The organism is Micromonospora sp. NPDC049900, assembly GCF_044461025.1.
Taxonomy (GTDB): domain Bacteria; phylum Actinomycetota; class Actinomycetes; order Mycobacteriales; family Micromonosporaceae; genus Micromonospora.
Window position 1 is genome coordinate 746,780 of the sequence record NZ_JBITKM010000002.1, and the last position, 15,906, is coordinate 762,685.

The 15,906-nt window shown below is 72.4% G+C and carries 10 protein-coding genes; 2 read left to right on the plus strand and 8 right to left on the minus strand.

Features of this window, described 5'->3' with window-relative positions; all coding sequences use genetic code 11:
• Positions 1-16: 16 nt before the first annotated feature.
• Complete coding sequence (locus tag ACIBMZ_RS07870) at positions 17-1,882, minus strand: acetolactate synthase large subunit (RefSeq protein ID WP_396691787.1); 1,866 nt, start codon at positions 1,880-1,882, stop codon at positions 17-19.
• A 232-nt stretch (positions 1,883-2,114) separates the two neighbouring features.
• Positions 2,115-4,475 carry a putative bifunctional diguanylate cyclase/phosphodiesterase gene (locus ACIBMZ_RS07875; RefSeq protein WP_396691788.1) on the minus strand — a complete coding sequence of 787 codons (2,361 nt, stop codon included), beginning with the start codon at positions 4,473-4,475 and terminating at the stop codon, positions 2,115-2,117.
• A 110-nt stretch (positions 4,476-4,585) separates the two neighbouring features.
• Here ACIBMZ_RS07875 and ilvD point away from each other — a divergent pair, with 110 nt between their 5' ends.
• Entirely contained in the window at positions 4,586-6,433 is a 1,848-nt protein-coding gene (ilvD, locus tag ACIBMZ_RS07880) for a dihydroxy-acid dehydratase (protein ID WP_396691789.1), read from the plus strand.
• Here ilvD and ACIBMZ_RS07885 read toward each other — a convergent pair.
• The 5 genes from ACIBMZ_RS07885 to ACIBMZ_RS07905 all read right to left on the minus strand — a co-directional run bounded on the left by ACIBMZ_RS07885 (position 6,412) and on the right by ACIBMZ_RS07905 (position 12,094).
• Positions 6,412-8,124: a SulP family inorganic anion transporter gene (locus ACIBMZ_RS07885; RefSeq protein ID WP_396691790.1), complete on the minus strand. Its 1,713-nt coding sequence runs from the start codon at positions 8,122-8,124 to the stop codon at positions 6,412-6,414. The two genes, ilvD and ACIBMZ_RS07885, sit on opposite strands and share 22 nt — an antisense overlap.
• Positions 8,121-8,459: an ArsR/SmtB family transcription factor gene (locus tag ACIBMZ_RS07890; protein ID WP_396691791.1), complete on the minus strand. Its 339-nt coding sequence runs from the start codon at positions 8,457-8,459 to the stop codon at positions 8,121-8,123. The genes ACIBMZ_RS07885 and ACIBMZ_RS07890 overlap by 4 nt, the downstream gene beginning before the upstream one ends.
• Before the next feature lie 90 nt (positions 8,460-8,549).
• Positions 8,550-8,969 carry a VOC family protein gene (locus ACIBMZ_RS07895; RefSeq protein ID WP_396691792.1) on the minus strand — a complete coding sequence of 140 codons (420 nt, stop codon included), beginning with the start codon at positions 8,967-8,969 and terminating at the stop codon, positions 8,550-8,552.
• Between the two features lie 35 nt (positions 8,970-9,004).
• Entirely contained in the window at positions 9,005-9,409 is a 405-nt protein-coding gene (locus ACIBMZ_RS07900; RefSeq protein ID WP_396691793.1) for a helix-turn-helix domain-containing protein, read from the minus strand.
• A 207-nt stretch (positions 9,410-9,616) separates the two neighbouring features.
• Complete coding sequence (locus ACIBMZ_RS07905) at positions 9,617-12,094, minus strand: glycoside hydrolase family 2 protein (RefSeq protein WP_396691794.1); 2,478 nt, start codon at positions 12,092-12,094, stop codon at positions 9,617-9,619.
• 325 nt (positions 12,095-12,419) lie between these two features.
• Between ACIBMZ_RS07905 and ACIBMZ_RS07910 the strand changes: the two genes are divergently transcribed.
• The gene (locus tag ACIBMZ_RS07910; RefSeq protein ID WP_396691795.1) at positions 12,420-13,442 is read left to right on the plus strand and encodes a LacI family DNA-binding transcriptional regulator; all 1,023 of its coding nucleotides are present in this window, start codon (positions 12,420-12,422) and stop codon (positions 13,440-13,442) included.
• A gap of 22 nt (positions 13,443-13,464) precedes the next feature.
• Here the strand turns inward: ACIBMZ_RS07910 and ACIBMZ_RS07915 are convergent, their stop codons facing one another.
• Positions 13,465-15,720, minus strand: coding sequence for an EAL domain-containing protein (locus ACIBMZ_RS07915; protein ID WP_396691796.1), 2,256 nt, complete (start codon positions 15,718-15,720; stop codon positions 13,465-13,467).
• Positions 15,721-15,906 lie beyond the last annotated feature (186 nt).

Here is a 15,906-nt window from a genome sequence, read left to right on the forward strand (position 1 = left end):
TGGCTTCGCTCACTCATCAGATGTCATCCTCGTCGAAGGTCGGGCGGACGCCACGGGCGAACATGATCTCGTCGTTGCTGGTGCCGGCAGGGACCATCGGCCACACCATGGCGTCCTTGCCGACCACGAAGTCGATCACCACGGGCGCGTCGTTGATGGCCATCGCGGCCTCGATGGTCTTGTCGACGTCCTCGGCGTTCTCGCAGCGCAGCCCGATGCAGCCGAGCGCCTCGGCGAGCTTGACGAAGTCCGGGATGCGGTGCTTGTGGGTGCCGAGGTCGGTGTTGGAGTAGCGCTCGCCGTAGAACAGCGTCTGCCACTGGCGGACCATGCCGAGGTTGCCGTTGTTGATCACGGCGATCTTGACCGGGATGCCCTCCAGGGCGCAGGTGGCCAACTCCTGGTTGGTCATCTGGAAGCAGCCGTCGCCGTCGATCGCCCAGACCACCGTGTCCGGCATGCCGACCTTGGCTCCCATCGCCGCCGGCACCGCGTACCCCATGGTGCCGAGGCCGCCGGAGTTCAGCCAGGTCTGCGGCTTCTCGTACGAGATGAACTGGGATGCCCACATCTGGTGCTGGCCCACCCCGGCGACGTAGATCGCGTCCGGCCCGACGATCTCGCCCAGCCGCTTGATCACGTACTGCGGGGAGAGGGTGCCGTCGCCGGGCTCCTCGTAGCCCAGCGGGTACCGCTCACGCAGGTCGTCGAGCTGCGCCCACCAGTCGGTGATGTCGGTGCCACGGCCCGCCGCGCGCTCGGCGTTGACCGCCGCCAGCAGCTCATCGATGACGTGCCGGGCGTCGCCGACGATCGGCACGTCCGCGTGCCGGTTCTTGCCGATCTCGGCCGGGTCGATGTCGGCGTGCACGACGGCGGCGTCCGGGGCGAACGAGTCCAGCTTGCCGGTGACCCGGTCGTCGAACCGGGCGCCCAGCGCCACGATCAGGTCGGCCTTCTGCAGGCCGTAGACCGCGGCGACGGTGCCGTGCATGCCGGGCATGCCGAGGTGCTGCCGGTGCGAGTCGGGGAAGGCGCCCAGCGCCATCAGCGTGGTGATCACCGGGATGCCGGTCAGCTCGGCCAGCTTGCGCAACCCCTCGGTGGCGCCGGCCTTGAGCACACCGCCGCCGACGTAGAGCACCGGGCGGCGGGCGTTGCTCATCAGCCGGGCCGCCTCCCGGATCTGCTTGCCGTGCGGGTGCAGGGTGGGCCGGTAGCCGGGCAGGTCCAGGGTGGGCGGCCAGGCGAAGGTGGTCGGCGCCTGGAGCACGTCCTTGGGGATGTCCACCAGCACCGGGCCGGGACGTCCGGTCGAGGCCAGGTGGAACGCCTCGGCCAGCACCCGGGGGATCTCGGTGGCGTTCTGCACCAGGAAGTTGTGCTTGGTCACCGGCAGCGTGATGCCCTGGATGTCCGCCTCCTGGAAGGCGTCCGTACCGATCGAGGGCCGCGCCACCTGACCGGTGATCGCCACCAGCGGCACCGAGTCCATGTACGCGTCGGCGATCGGGGTGACCAGGTTCGTCGCGCCCGGCCCGGAGGTGGCGATGCACACCCCGACCCGGCCGGTGGCCTGTGCGTAACCGGTCGCCGCGTGCCCGGCCCCCTGCTCGTGCCGGACCAGGATGTGCCGGACGGTCGAGTCGTAGAGCGGGTCGTACGCCGGAAGGATCGCGCCACCCGGGATGCCGAAGACGACGTCGACGCCGAGCGCCTCAAGGGAACGCACCAGCGAACCGGCACCCGAGACCTGGGCCTGGGCCTGGGTGGGGCGTACCGCCGGAGTGGGGGTGGCGGCGCGGGCGGCGTCGGTGGTCTCGGCGGCGCTACGGGCCCGCCGGGCGGAATGGGCGAGGGTCTCTGGCGTGGGTCTCGTCATGGCGGTTTGCCTTCGGCTGGAGTGGGTGGGGCTGCTCACGGGTGGACGCGGCGATCCGGCGGCGTCCGATGGGTTCGACGGCAAGAAAAAAGCCCACGTGCCAGATGCACGGGGCCAGCGCACTCTCGGTCAGGAGAGTGCGCTCAGGTAAGTACTCGCAGCGACCGGTTCGACGACATGGGCCAAGCCTGACGCATCTCACGCGATGAGTCAACTGATCCCACATATTGGTTCACGGATCTCGGCGCGTCCTGTCCGGCACGCCGCTCGCACCCGGCCCGACGTGCTCGGACGCTCCCTCGGGTGCGCGCGGAAGGGGTGCCGGGAAGGGGCGCGCGGGCGTCCCGTCCACCGGTACCGGACGGGCCGGACGGGCACCCGGCGACGTCGCCGCCTCCAGCATCGCCTCCAGGTGCTCGGCCGGTACGCCCCAGCCGAACAGCGCGCCCTGACCGAACCGGCAGCCGGCGGCGACCACCGCGGCCAGTTCCGTGGGGTTGGTCACGCCCTCGGCGATGACCTCCAGCCCGAGCTGGTGGCCCAACCGCATCACGATGTCGACCATCGGCGCGAAGGCCGGGCCGTCGCGCCCCACCGGCCGGACCGGCTCGTGCTCGGCGACCAGACTGTGGTCGATCTTGAGGATGTCGATCGGGAGGCGACGCAACTGCCCCAGGGAGGAGTAGCCGGCGCCGAAGTCGTCCAGCGCGATCCGCACGCCGGTCAGGCGCAGCGCGGTCAGCCGTCGGATCAGCTCGTCCAGGTCGGTGGCGACCGCGTGTTCGGTGACCTCCAGCACCAGCCGCTGCGGCGGTACGCGGTGCGCGCGCAGCGCCTCGGTGACCTGCCCCACGTACTCGGCGGCGTGCAGCTCGCGCGGTGACACGTTGACCGACACCCAGACGTCGTGCCCCTCGGCCAGCCAGCGGGACAACTGGTAGCACGCCTGGTGCAGCACCCACGCGCCGAGCTTGGCGATCATCCCGCACTCCTCGGCGAGCGGGATGAACTCGTCCGGCCGGACGTTGCCCAGCTCCGGGTGCCGCCAGCGCAGCAGCGCCTCGGCACCGACCGGACGCACAGACGGCAACGAGGCCACCGGCTGGAAGACCAGTCGCAGCTCGTCGCGCTCGATCGCGCCGCGCAGCTCGTGCTCCAGCGTCCTCCGGCGACGCAGCAACCGGTCGTACGCGCCGTCGTAGCGCTCGATGCGGTTCTTGCCGCGCTGCTTGGCGTAGCGCAGGGCCGCGTCCGCGTGCCGCAGCAGCAGCTCGACGTCGGGTTCCTCGGCCCAGCCGGCCAGACCGATGCTGACCGAGAGGAAGACCGGCCCCTCGGACTGCTCGTAGGCGCCGCCGAGCACCCTGAGCAGCCGTTCGGCCACCACTCCCGCCTCGGCCGGGCCGCCGTGCACGAGCACCGCGAACTCGTCCCCGCCGAGCCGGGCGGCGAGGTCACCGGGGCGCAGGTTGCCGCGCAGCCGCCGGCCCACCTCGGCCAGGACCGCGTCACCGACGTCGTGACCGCGCATGTCGTTGACGTTCTTGAAGCCGTCCAGGTCGAGCCCGAGCAGGACGCAGGGCACCCGGGCCTCGGCGGACCGGTGCAGCGCCTGCGACAGGCCCCGCCGGTTGGCCAGCCCGGTGAGCGCGTCGGTGTGCGCGAGCTGGCGGAAGTGCGCCTCCCGCTCGGCGAGCCGCCGGGCGTAGGCCCGCACGTCGTGCAGGGTGAGGTACTGCCGGGCGACCAGGGCGAAGCCCTCGATGCTGCCGGCGACGATGGCCGAGCCGTCGAACCGGCCGTCCTGTAGGAGGTGGTACATCGCCGAGGCGGCCATCGCGACCATCGGCACCACGGCGTACTCGCTGTCGCGGCGGATCACGTCGACGGCGACCTGGTCGGGCGGGTCGATCCGACGTACCGCCAGGGCGGCGGCGAGCAGGCCCAGGGCGAGCACCGCCGCACCGGTGAAGGTCACGCCCGGCCCGCCCTGGCAGAGCCCGGCCGCGATGGCCAGCCCGCCACCGGTGGCCACGGTGATCCCGCCGCCGAGCACCGCGAGGTGACTTCGGGGCGGCGGGGCGCGGAAGACCATGATCGCGGCCAACCCGGTGCTCAACGCCGCGCTGGCCGACGCGACCAGGATCGCCGGGCAGGACGTCGGGGTGGCCGCGCCGAGTAGTCGGGTCGGCTCGGAGAGCAGCACCCATCCCACGAACCAGAGCGCGGCGCCGACGATCACCCCGTCCAGGGCGAGCCGGGCGGCGGAACTCAGCGAGCCGGCGACCCCCGGCATCCGGAGCAGACCGGCGCCGAAGAGCAGACTGCTCGCCGCCGTGCCGAACGCGACCAGCGTGGCCCAGCCGGTGCGCTCCGCCTGCTCGTGTGCCCAGTGCCCGCCCACGGTGAGGGCCTCGGTCACCCCGAGCAGCAGGGTCAGCAGTGCGATCACGCCGCCCGCGGCCAGCAACGCGTACGCCGGACGGTGCGGGGCGGAGCGGCGGCGTACCGCCAGGGCGAACAGCACACCGGCCGTGAGGGCGACCAGCGCGCTCGACACCGCGACACCGATCATGGCCGGGGGTGTGTGCACCTCGTCAACTCTGCCGGATCGGCTTCCGCCGTGGGGATCGGGTGTGCATCTGTTGGGACACGGTCCGTGTGCCTGTCCGACACCGGGTTCGCGGTGCAAGACTGGTACGCATGCCTGAGCTGCGGTCGAAGACCTCCACGCACGGTCGGACGATGGCCGGCGCCCGGGCCCTGTGGCGGGCCACCGGGATGACCGACGACGATTTCGGCAAGCCGATCGTCGCCATCGCGAACAGTTTCACCCAGTTCGTGCCGGGCCACGTCCATCTCAAGGACCTCGGCGGGCTGGTCGCCGAGGCGGTGGCCGAGGCCGGCGGGGTGGGCCGGGAGTTCAACACGATCGCGGTCGACGACGGCATCGCCATGGGTCACGCCGGCATGCTCTACTCCCTGCCCAGCCGGGAGTTGATCGCCGACGCGGTGGAGTACATGGTCAACGCGCACTGCGCGGACGTCCTGGTCTGCATCTCCAACTGCGACAAGATCACCCCGGGCATGCTGCTGGCCGCACTGCGGCTGAACATACCGACGGTCTTCGTCTCCGGCGGCCCGATGGAGGCCGGCAAGACGGTGGCGATCGAGGGCGTCGTCCACTCCAAGATCGACCTGATCGACGCGATGGTCGCCTCCTCCAACGAGGCCGTCACCGACGACCAGCTCGACGCCATCGAGCGCTCCGCCTGCCCGACCTGCGGCTCCTGCTCCGGCATGTTCACCGCGAACTCGATGAACTGCCTGACCGAGGCGATCGGGCTGGCGTTGCCGGGCAACGGCTCCACGCTCGCCACCCACGCCGCACGCCGGTCTCTCTTCGTCGAGGCCGGCCGCACCGCCGTGGAGATCGCCAAGCGGTGGTACGACCACGACGACGCCTCGGTGCTGCCGCGGGTCGTCGCCTCCCGGGCGGCGTTCGAGAACGCCGTCGCGCTGGACGTGGCGATGGGCGGCTCGACGAACACGATCCTGCACCTGCTGGCCGCCGCCCGCGAGGCCGAGCTGGACTTCACCGTCGCCGACATCGACGCGATCTCCCGTCGCGTGCCCTGCCTGGCCAAGGTCGCCCCGAACTCGCCGCAGTACCACATGGAGGACGTGCACCGGGCCGGTGGCATCCCGGCCATCCTGGGCGAACTCGACCGGGCCGGGCTGTTGCACCGGGACGTGCACGCGGTGCACTCCCCCTCGCTCGACCAGTGGCTGGCCGACTGGGACGTGCGCGGCGGCTCGGCCACCCCGGAGGCGATCGAGCTGTTCCACGCCGCGCCCGGTGGTGTGCGGACCACCGAGCCGTTCTCCACCACCAACCGCTGGTCGAGCCTGGACACCGACGCCGCGAACGGCTGCATCCACGACCGGGAGCACGCGTACTCCGCCGACGGCGGGCTGGCCATCCTGCACGGCAACCTCGCGCCGGACGGCTGCGTGGTGAAGACCGCCGGGGTGCCCGAGGAGTGCCTGACCTTCCGTGGTCCGGCGAAGGTCTACGAGTCGCAGGACGACGCGGTGACCGCCATCCTGGCCAAGGAGATCGTCGCCGGGGACGTCGTGGTGATCCGCTACGAGGGCCCCAAGGGCGGCCCGGGCATGCAGGAGATGCTCTACCCCACCTCGTTCCTCAAGGGGCGGGGGCTGGGTCGGGCCTGCGCGCTGCTCACCGACGGCCGGTTCTCCGGCGGCACCTCCGGGCTCTCCATCGGGCACGTCTCCCCCGAGGCCGCCTCCGGCGGGCTGATCGCGCTGGTGGAGCCCGGCGACGAGATCGTCATCGACATCCCGAACCGGTCGATCGACCTGAACGTGCCGGCCGACGTGCTGGAGGCCCGCCGGATCGCCCAGGAGAAGCGGGACCGCCCGTACACCCCGGTCGACCGGGAGCGTCCGGTCTCCGCCGCCCTGCGCGCGTACGCCTCGATGGCCACCTCGGCCAGCGACGGCGCCTACCGCCGCGTCCCGGAGTGACTGACCGGCACGAGGGTGCGGGCGTGGGCGATGGCGGCCGGTGTGTCCGGGAAGACGAGGCCGTCGCCGCGTAGTCGGGCGGCCACGCCGAGGGTGTCCAACACCTGGTCGTGACCGGGCACGATGCCGGATAGCAGCACCGTGATGCCCCGCCCCTCAAGCCGTTGGATCGCATCGCCGAGAACGTGCGCGCCGGTGGCGTCGATGGTGGAGACCCGTGACATCCGCAGGATGACCACTCGGACGTCGGCGACGTCGGAGAGGCGGAGCAGGAAGGTGTGCGCGGCGGCGAAGAAGAGCGGCCCGTCGAGCCGGTAGGCCACGATGTGCTCCGCGAGCAGTTCCTGTTCCTCGGCGGTGTGCTCACCGGGGTCGAGTGGGACCTGTTCCAGCCGGGCGCTGCGGGCGACCGCGCGCAGCGCCACGACGACGGCCACGCCGACGCCGACGGCCACGGCGGTGACCAGATCCCAGACGACGGTGACGACGAAGGTGAGCACCAGCACCAGGGCGTCGCCCCGGGTGGCGCGGGCCAGCGCCCACAGCGATGCGGCCTCGACCATCCGCACGGTGGTGGCCAGCAGCACACCGGCCAGGGCGGCGAGGGGGATGCGGCCGACCAGCGGCGCGGCGACCAGCACGATCAGGGCGAGGGCCACCGCGTGGGTGAGCGCGGCCAGCTTGGAGACCGCACCCGCGCGTACGTTGACGGCGGTACGCGCGATCGCCGCGGTGGCCGGAATGCCGCCGAACAGCGGGGCGGCCAGGTTCGCCAGGCCCTGCCCGAACAGTTCCCGATCCGGGTCGTGCCGCTGGCCGACCGTCATCCCGTCGGCGACGGTGGCCGACAGCAGGCTCTCCAGCGCGGCCAACGCCGCCACCGCCAGCGCGGCGGGCAGCAGGACGCCGACCGCGCCGAGGTCGAGGAAGTCCAGTGACGGCGCCGGCAGCCCCTGCGGCAGCGCGCCGATCCGGAGCAGGTCGACCGGAGCGAGTTCGGCGAGCAGCGTGGCGGCGGCCACCGCGACGAGCGAGAACGGCAGACCGGGACGCCACCTCGCGCCGATCAGCATCACCGCGGCGACGCCGAGGGCCACCGCGAGGGTGGCCGGCCGAGGCGCCACGACGAAACGGGTGACCGCGTCGGCGGCCACCGCCCAGACCCGCTCACCGTGGACGTCGGTGACCCCGAGTGCGGCGGGGACCTGTTGCAGGGCGATGACCACGGCGATACCCGCGGTGAAGCCCTCGATCACCGGCACCGGCAGGTACCGGACGAACCGGCCGAGGCGGGCGAGAGCCAGGGCGAGCAGGATCAGTCCGGCCAGCGCACCGACCATGAGCACACCGGTGGTCCCGTACTGCTGCACGATCGGCACCAGCACCACCGTCATCGCGCCGGTCGGGCCGGACACCTGGAGGTTCGACCCACCGAAGACGGCCGCCACCGCACCGGCGACCACCGCGGTCACCAGGCCGGCCTCCGCGCCGAGCCCCGAGGTGACGCCGAAGGCGAGAGCCAACGGCAACGCGACCACGGCCACGGTGAGCCCTGCGACGAGGTCCCGGCGGGGCGCGCGACGGACCGCAGACCAGTCCGCCCGTCCGGGCAGCAGCTCGACGAGGCGACGCCCGCCGGCCGCCACGACCGAACGGATCGCGGCAGCCGGCGCGGCCGAAGGGCTACTCATCCCGCCGGTCCGCCGGCACGCAGTTCGTCGAGGAGCGCGTCCCGGTCGGTGAGGACCGCGCCGAGGATCCGGCGTCCGGCAGCCAGCAGGTCGGCGACGTCGGGCGTACTGAGCGCGTACATCACCAGGGCGCCGTCGCGGTGCGAGGTGACCATCCCGGCCCTGCGCAGCACGGCGAGCTGCTGAGAGAGGTTCGACGCCTCGACGTCGATGGCGGAGAGCAGGTCACGCACCGGCTTGGGACCGTCCTGGAGCAGTTCCAGGACCCGGATGCGGACGGGGTGCCCGAGGGTGCGGAACAGTTCGGCCTTTGCCTGGTACAGCGGCACGGACATGCCTCAGCCTCCTCCACGCCCGTCGGCGCACTGAAGACTTTAGCACTTGAAGAGTTCTTCAAATAGACATGGGTGCTCCCGGCCCGCGCCTCACCCCTGGTCGAACATCTGCCCGATGCGGATCTTGTTGCCGAACGGGTCACGGATGCCGAAGTCGATCCCGTACGGCCGTTCCATCGGCTCGTCGGTGATGTCGACGCCCTTGCCGACGAGTTCCTCGTACGTCTTGTGGGCGTCGTCCGTGGTCATGAACAGGAAGCCGCCGGCCGCCCCCTTGGTGAGCAGTTCGCGGACCTGCTCGGCGGTGGCCGGGTCGAGACTCGGCGGGCCGGGCTTCTCCAGCAGGACCTCGCGCTGGCGGTCACCGGGGACGTTCACCGTGAGCCACCGCATGAAGCCCAGATCCTGGTCGGTGTGCACCTCCAGGCCGAGCTTGCCCACGTAGAAGTCGAGCGCCTCATCCTGGTCGAGGACATAGACCTGGGAGCGGCTGATTGCGTTCATCGTCATGCCCGGAACGCTAGTGCAACGCTCTGACCTGCTGCTTATCCAAAACTGCTCGGCCTCGTCCACGCCTTGGTGAAGCAGCCCGGCACCGGCGCGGTCGGTGCGGTGCGCCGCTTGCGGTAGTCGGTGGGCGACTCGCCGACGATCTGCCGGAAGGTACGACTGAACGTCCCGAGACTGCCGAACCCGACCGCGTGGCACACCTCGGTCACGTCCTGCGCGGTGTGCAGGAGGAGGTACATGGCCCGCTCCACCCGACGCCGTTGCAGGTAACGGTGCGGTGTCTCACCGAAGGTCGCCCGGAAGGTGCGGATGAAGTGCGCCTCGGAGACGTACGCGATCCTCGCCAGCGCCGGGATGTCCAGCGGCTGCGCGTACGCGCGGTCCATCGCGTCCCGGGCGCGCAGCATCGCCCGGTTCGTCTGCTCGACCGCCCTGCTCATCTGCTTCCCGTCTCCACTCGACACGATGTCACGGCAGGTCATCGCCGTCCACGTCATCGTTCGACGGCGAGCGCGTCATGGTCACCGAGGTTCGTCTCGCCATGCCGGGCGGACGTTAGAGATCATGGACAGTTTCCGTGGGATGGCGACGGTGCCGGATGCGTGCGCGGCACGTGTTAGAAGGGGACCCCTGCTCTACCGGAGGCGTTAACAAGGGCCCCTTCCTTCCAGGTCGTTCACGCAGCGGAGCACCGGGCGGCGGGTGAGGGCGGTCGCGTCCAGGGGGGCCGACGACCGCACCACGAATGTCGTCGACTCGCCGGGCAGCAGCGTCACCAGGGCCTCATCGACCTCGGCGGACGGGTCGAGCCGGTCGGGATAGATGGTCAGGTCGCGCAGGACGGTGCGGGCGGTGACGCGTACCCGCTGGGTGCCGTCGACCTCTTCCACCACGGCGTCGAAGGACGCGGTCGGCCAGCGGATGTCGCGGTCCTCGGCGAAGAACCACAGCGCCCGGTCGGTGCCGGCGTCCGCGACGAGCGATTCCTCCCGAACCTCGTCCGGCCGGGTCAGCTCCGTCGACAACGGCACGGTCACCGTCGCGTACGCGGGAACCTCCAGCTCCAGGGTGGTCTTCGCGCGCGGGTCGCCGGCCAGGGTGAGCCGGGTGACGGTGGTCGACGCGCGCCACGGTCGGCCGCCGTCGTTGACCGCGACCAGGGCCAGGCCGCCGTCGCGGGGCTGGACGGTGAGCAGGCGGTCGGCGTAGGCCCGGCGCAAGGCGTACCAGAGGGGCTTGCGGCGACCGTCGCCGTCGACGGCGGCCCACGAGGTGACCGGCCAGCAGTCGTTGAGCTGCCAGACGATGGTGCCCATGCAGTAGCCCCGGTGGGAGCGGAAGTGCTCGACCCCGAGCTGGATGGCGCGGGCCTGGTTGAGCTGGGTCAGGTAGTGCCAGTCGTCGAAGTCGCGCGGCGCGGGCAGGTGGGCGTCCAGTCCTCGGCGGAGCTTGAGGTCGCCGTCGGTGGCCTTCTGGTGGTGCGCCATGCCGGGTGAGTCGTGGGCCAGCGGCTCGTCGGACAGGGCCCGCCGCAGCGTGGCGTACGCGGGTGGGGCCTGGTAGCCGAACTCGGCGACGAACCGGGGCAGGTGCTCGCGGTACTTCGTGTAGTCGTCGGTGTTCCAGACGTTCCAGATGTGCGTGGTGCCGTACGCCGGGTCGTTGGGGTGGACGTCCTCGCGGCCGGAGTACGGGCTGCCGGGCCAGTACGGACAGGTCGGGTCCAGCTCGGCGACGATCCGGGGCAGCAGGTCCAGGTAGTAGCCGTGTCCCCAGGTGCGTCCGGCGAGCGGCTGCTGCCAGTCCCAGTCGTGCCAGCCCCAGATGTTCTCGTTGTTGCCGGTCCACAGCACCAGCGAGGGGTGCCCGGCCAGTCGGGTCACCTGTTCGGCGGCCTCGGCGGCCACCTCGGTGCGCAACGGTTCCTCCTCCGGGTATGCCGCGCAGGCGAAGAGGAAGTCCTGCTGCACCAGCAGGCCCCGCTCGTCGGCCAGGTCGTAGAAGTCGTCGGACTCGTACCGGCCGCCGCCCCAGACCCGCAGCAGGTTGACGTTGGCCGCCTCGGCCTGGTCGAAGCGGTGTGCCAGACGGTCCCGGCTGACCCGGTGGGGGAAGACGTCGTCGGGGATCCAGTTCACTCCGCGCACGAAGATCGGCAGGTCGTTGACGTGCAGCGTGAAGGGGGCGCCCTGCGTGTCGGGGGTGGTGTCCAGGCGTACCGAGCGGAAGCCGACGCGCCGGTGCCAGTCATCGAGGGTCGCACCGCCCGGCCCGCGCAACGTCACCGTCAGGTCGTAGCGGGGTTGACCGCCGTGGCCGCGCGGCCACCACAGCTCCGGCTCGTCGACGCTGACGGTCAGCACCGCCGACCGCTCCCCCGCCGGGATCGTCGCCTCGGTCGTCACACCGGCCACCTCGGCGTGCACGGTGACCGGCACGTCGGTGGCGCGTTCGACCTCGACGTGCAGCTCCACCCGGCCGGTACCGTCCTCGACGGTGACCAGCGGACGTACCCGCGCCAGCCGGGCGGTGGACCAGCCGTGCAGGCCGATCTCCTGCCAGATGCCGGCGGTGACCAGGGTCGGTCCCCAGTCCCAGCCGAAGTTGCAGGCCATCTTGCGGATGAACTGGAACGGCTCCGGGTACGCGTTGGGCCGGTCGCCGAGCCGGTCGCGCTGCGCCTCGGCGTACCGGTAGGCGGAGTCGAAGCGGACCACCAGGTTGTTGTCCTCCGCGCGCAGCAGCGAGGTCAGGTCGAAGCGGTACGCGCGGTACATGTTCTCGGTGCGGCCGACCTCGACGCCGTTGAGCGTGATCGTGGCGACCGTGTCCAGCCCCGCGCAGACCAGGTCGAGCCGCTGGTGGTCGCCGTCGGGCCGGTCGAAGGTGGTCTCGTACACCCAGTCGGTACGACCGATCCAGGCCAGCGCGGTCTCGTTGTCGTCCAGGTACGGGTCGGGGATCAGCTCCGCCGCCAGCAGGTCGGTGTGCACGCAGCCGGGGACGGTGGCCGTCACCACCCGGCCGTCGACCTCCGGCGGCACCTGCGGGCCGGGCAGCGGACGCAGGGTCCAGCCGTCGTGCAACGGCAGGCGTTCCGGCCGGTTTCCCCGTACGTCGCTCAAGACTTCACCGCGCCTTCCATGTCGCCCCAGAAGTTGATCGTCAGGGTGATCTCACTGCTGGAGCTGCCGATGGTGCTGCGTCCGCCTGAACCGGATAAGCCAGGCCACCGTAAGGGCGCACCCTTACGGTGTCAACGGCCCGTTATGGACAGCGTCTTCCGGTGATCCGCCCGTCGACTGGATCGAACGAGTGACCGCGCCGGCGGGCCGAACGCGCCGCTGTCGGACCGACACCGGGACAGCAGCGGCCGACCGGTAGCGTTGGTGCCCGACGCCCGCGCCCCCGCCCGGCGGGCAGTCAGAGCGACCAGGAGGAAGGACGCCGGTGAAGCGGCCCACCATCGCGGACGTCGCCCGCCGGGCGGGGGTCTCCAAGGGCGCGGTGTCGTACGCGCTCAACGGGCAGCCGGGAGTCTCCGAGGCGACCCGGCAACGCATCCTCGCCATCGCCGCCGAGATCGGCTTCAGCCCGAGCAGCGCCGCCCGGGCACTGTCCGGCGCGACCGCCCGCGCGATCGGGCTGATCCTGGCCCGACCGGCGCAGACGCTCGGCATCGAGCCGTTCTTCATGGAGCTGATCAGCGGCGTCGAGGTGGAACTCTCCGCCCGCTCGTACGCGCTGACCCTCCAGGTGGTGGCCGACCAGGACGCCGAGATCGCGGTCTACCGGCGGTGGTGGGGCGAACGGCGGGTCGACGGCGTACTCGTCTGCGACCTGCGCACCGACGACCGGCGGGTGCCGGTGCTGGAGGAGTTGCGCCTGCCCGCCGTGGTGATCGGCGGCCCCACGGGCACCGGCAGGCTGACCAGCGTCTGGTCCGACGACGCGGCGGCGCTGGTGGAGACCGTGGAGTACCTGTACGCGTTGGGACACCGGCGGATCGCCCGGGTCGGCGGCCTGCCCGACCTGCTGCACACGGCGACCCGCACCCGGGCGTTCGGTGAGGTCTGCCAGCGCCTGGGGCTGGCCGAGGCGGTGACGGTCTCCTCCGACTACACCGGGGAGGAGGGCGCCCGGGCCACCCGCCGGCTGCTCAGCTCCCGGGTCCGGCCGACCGCGGTGATCTACGACAACGACGTGATGGCGATCGCCGGGCTCTCGGTGGCCCAGGAGATGGGGCTCACCGTCCCGGCCGAGCTGTCCATCGTGGCCTGGGACGACTCGCCACTGTGCCGGCTGGTGCACCCGCCACTGACCGCGCTCGGCCGGGACATCCCCGCGTACGGCGCGCACGCCGCCCGACACCTGCTCCAGGCGATTGAGGGCGCGGCGGCGGTGGTCGTCGAGGACGAGACCGCGCACCTGACCCCGCGCGGCAGCACCGGCCCACCCCCGTCCCGCACATGAACCGGTTAAGCAACATCCATCGTCAACGCGACGTGGACGGGAACTCCTCGAAGTACGCCTCCACCCGTTCCGCAGTCGCCGGGCGGGCGAGCTCGAAGCCCTGGCCGTAGCGGCACCCGGCCCGCTGCGCCCCGTCGACCTGGTGGGCGGACTCCAGTCCCTCCGCGACCACCTCCAGCCCGAGCCGGTCGGCGACGGTGACCACCACGTCCAGCAGCGGCCCGGCCTGGTCCCCGCTCGGGACCACCAGCTCCGGACCGACCTTGAGCAGGTCGATCGGGAGCCGCCGCAGTTGGGCCAGGGAGGCGTGCGCGGCCCGGAAGTCGTCCAGGGCGGTCCGGATGCCCATCGACCGCAGGCCGGCCAACCGGGCCACCACCGTCGACAGCTCGGCACCCACCCGGGGGTCGGACACCTCGACCACGAGCTGGTCCGGCCCCACCCCGTACGCGTCCAGCACCGCCGCCGTGCGGGGCACGAAGTCCGGCGAGGTCAGCTCCCGGGTGGTGACGTTGATCGACATCCAGAGCCGCCGACCGCCGCCGGACCAGTGCGCCAACTGCCGGCAGGCCCGGTCCAGCACCCAGACGCCCAGCTCGCCGACGATGTCGAGGTCCTCGGCGACCGGCAGTAACTCCGCCGGGAACACGGTGCCCAGCACCGGGCTGCGCCACCGCAGCAGCGCCTCGGTGCCGACCGGCGAGCGGTCCGCCAGATCGACCACCGGCTGGTAGACGAGGTCCAGCTCACCCCGGGCGACCGCGCCCGGCAACTCCCGTTCCAGGTCCAGCCGGCGGACCAGTTGCTCCTCCAGGTAGGCGTCGTACCACTCGACCCGCTCCCGACCGAGTTGGGCGGCCCGCCGCCGGGCCAGATCCGCCTGCCGCAGCATGTCCTCACCACGGCCGGGGGTGAGTTCGGCCAGCCCGACGCTCGGTCGCACCCGCAGCACCGCACCGGCCACCTCGTACGGGCGGCGCAGCTCGGCGATCAGGCGGCTGCCCAGCGCGTAGGCCAACAACGGCCCGGCGGCGGTGACCACCGCCAGTCCGCTGCCGGCCAGGTCGAACACCTCGTCGTCGGCGGTCACCACGGTCCGTGCCCGGCGGACCGCCTCGGCCGCCACGTCGTCGCGCAGCGCCACTGCGGGCAACTCGCTCAGGTGCAGGTCCACCACCAGCAGAGCACCGTGATCCGGCCAGTTCGCCAGCGCCCGCAGCAGACCGGCCCGGCCGTCCGGCCCCCGGCTCTCGGCGGTCACCGGCTCCGGTGCGGGCGGGGCCGGCTCCGGCGACGCCGGAAGGTTCTGCGCGCTGCGGACCAGTTCCCGTGCCACCAGCGGCGGCACCGCGGCGACCGCGAGCAGCACCGCCGTGTTGTCCAGCAGGAGACCGGCCTGCAACTGGTGGACCACGGCGAGCACGACGGCCGTGGCCGGGACCACCACCACCGGCCAGGCCCGGGCCGTGCGATTCTCCGGTTCGGCTCCCGCCCGCACCACCTGCCGCATGCCGGCCGCGACGAGCAGGGCCCCGGCCACCAGCGGGCCGACCGCCAACAGCGCCACCCGGCCGGCACCCGCCGGCAGCACCGTCAACAGCACCAGCGCGAACAGCACGGCCGACGCACCGGCCCGGCAACGATTGACACCACCCGCACGCTGGGCACCGGCCAGCACGAGCAGCACGTCGACCGCCAGCACGCCCGACGCCACCGACGCGACCAGCCGCACCGACGGTGCCGTGCCGGCGTAGGGCAACAGCAGCCAGGCGACGAGCACCAGCCAGACGCCGGGCGCGGCGGCGTCCAGCACCCGCAGCAGCCGGACCCGCCACGGAGGTCGCGGCGGCCGGGGCAGGCTCCACAGGCCGCTGACGAACAGGACGGTGGTGCCGAGGAGTCCGACCGTCGCGGCGGTCGGCCGCTGCCCCACGGAGACCAGCGGCAGGACCGCGGCGGTCAGACCGGCGGCCACCACGGCACCGTGCAGCAGGGCGGCGGCGCGACGGGGCCGGGCCGCACGACGACGGGCCAGCCTGCCGCCGTCGCTGGGCCCGGACGACACGTCGGTGCCGGTGGCGAGCCGGGACAGGCGGACGCCCGCCAGCGTGGACCCGGCCGCACCGGCGAGCGCCACCACCGCCAGGGCCGGCACCGCACCGGCCGCGCCGGCCACGACGAGCAGCACGACCGACGCGAGTACGCAGGACTCCGGCAGGAACGGTGAGCGGACGCCGGCACGGAACACGGCGGCTCGGAACACAGACGCGACGGGCACGACGGTCGCCTTCGTGAGGGGGCACTGGGGCGGTGCGGCGGTGCGTGGGCGGCGACAGGTGAGGTCCACCGCCCAACATCGATGAACGAGTCAGTTCGCCGCGAGTGACGGCCAGTCGACAGTGAGTCCGGTCACGTGCCCCGCCGGCGGGGACGACCCGCTGCGGGCGGCGTCCGGCCTGGTGCG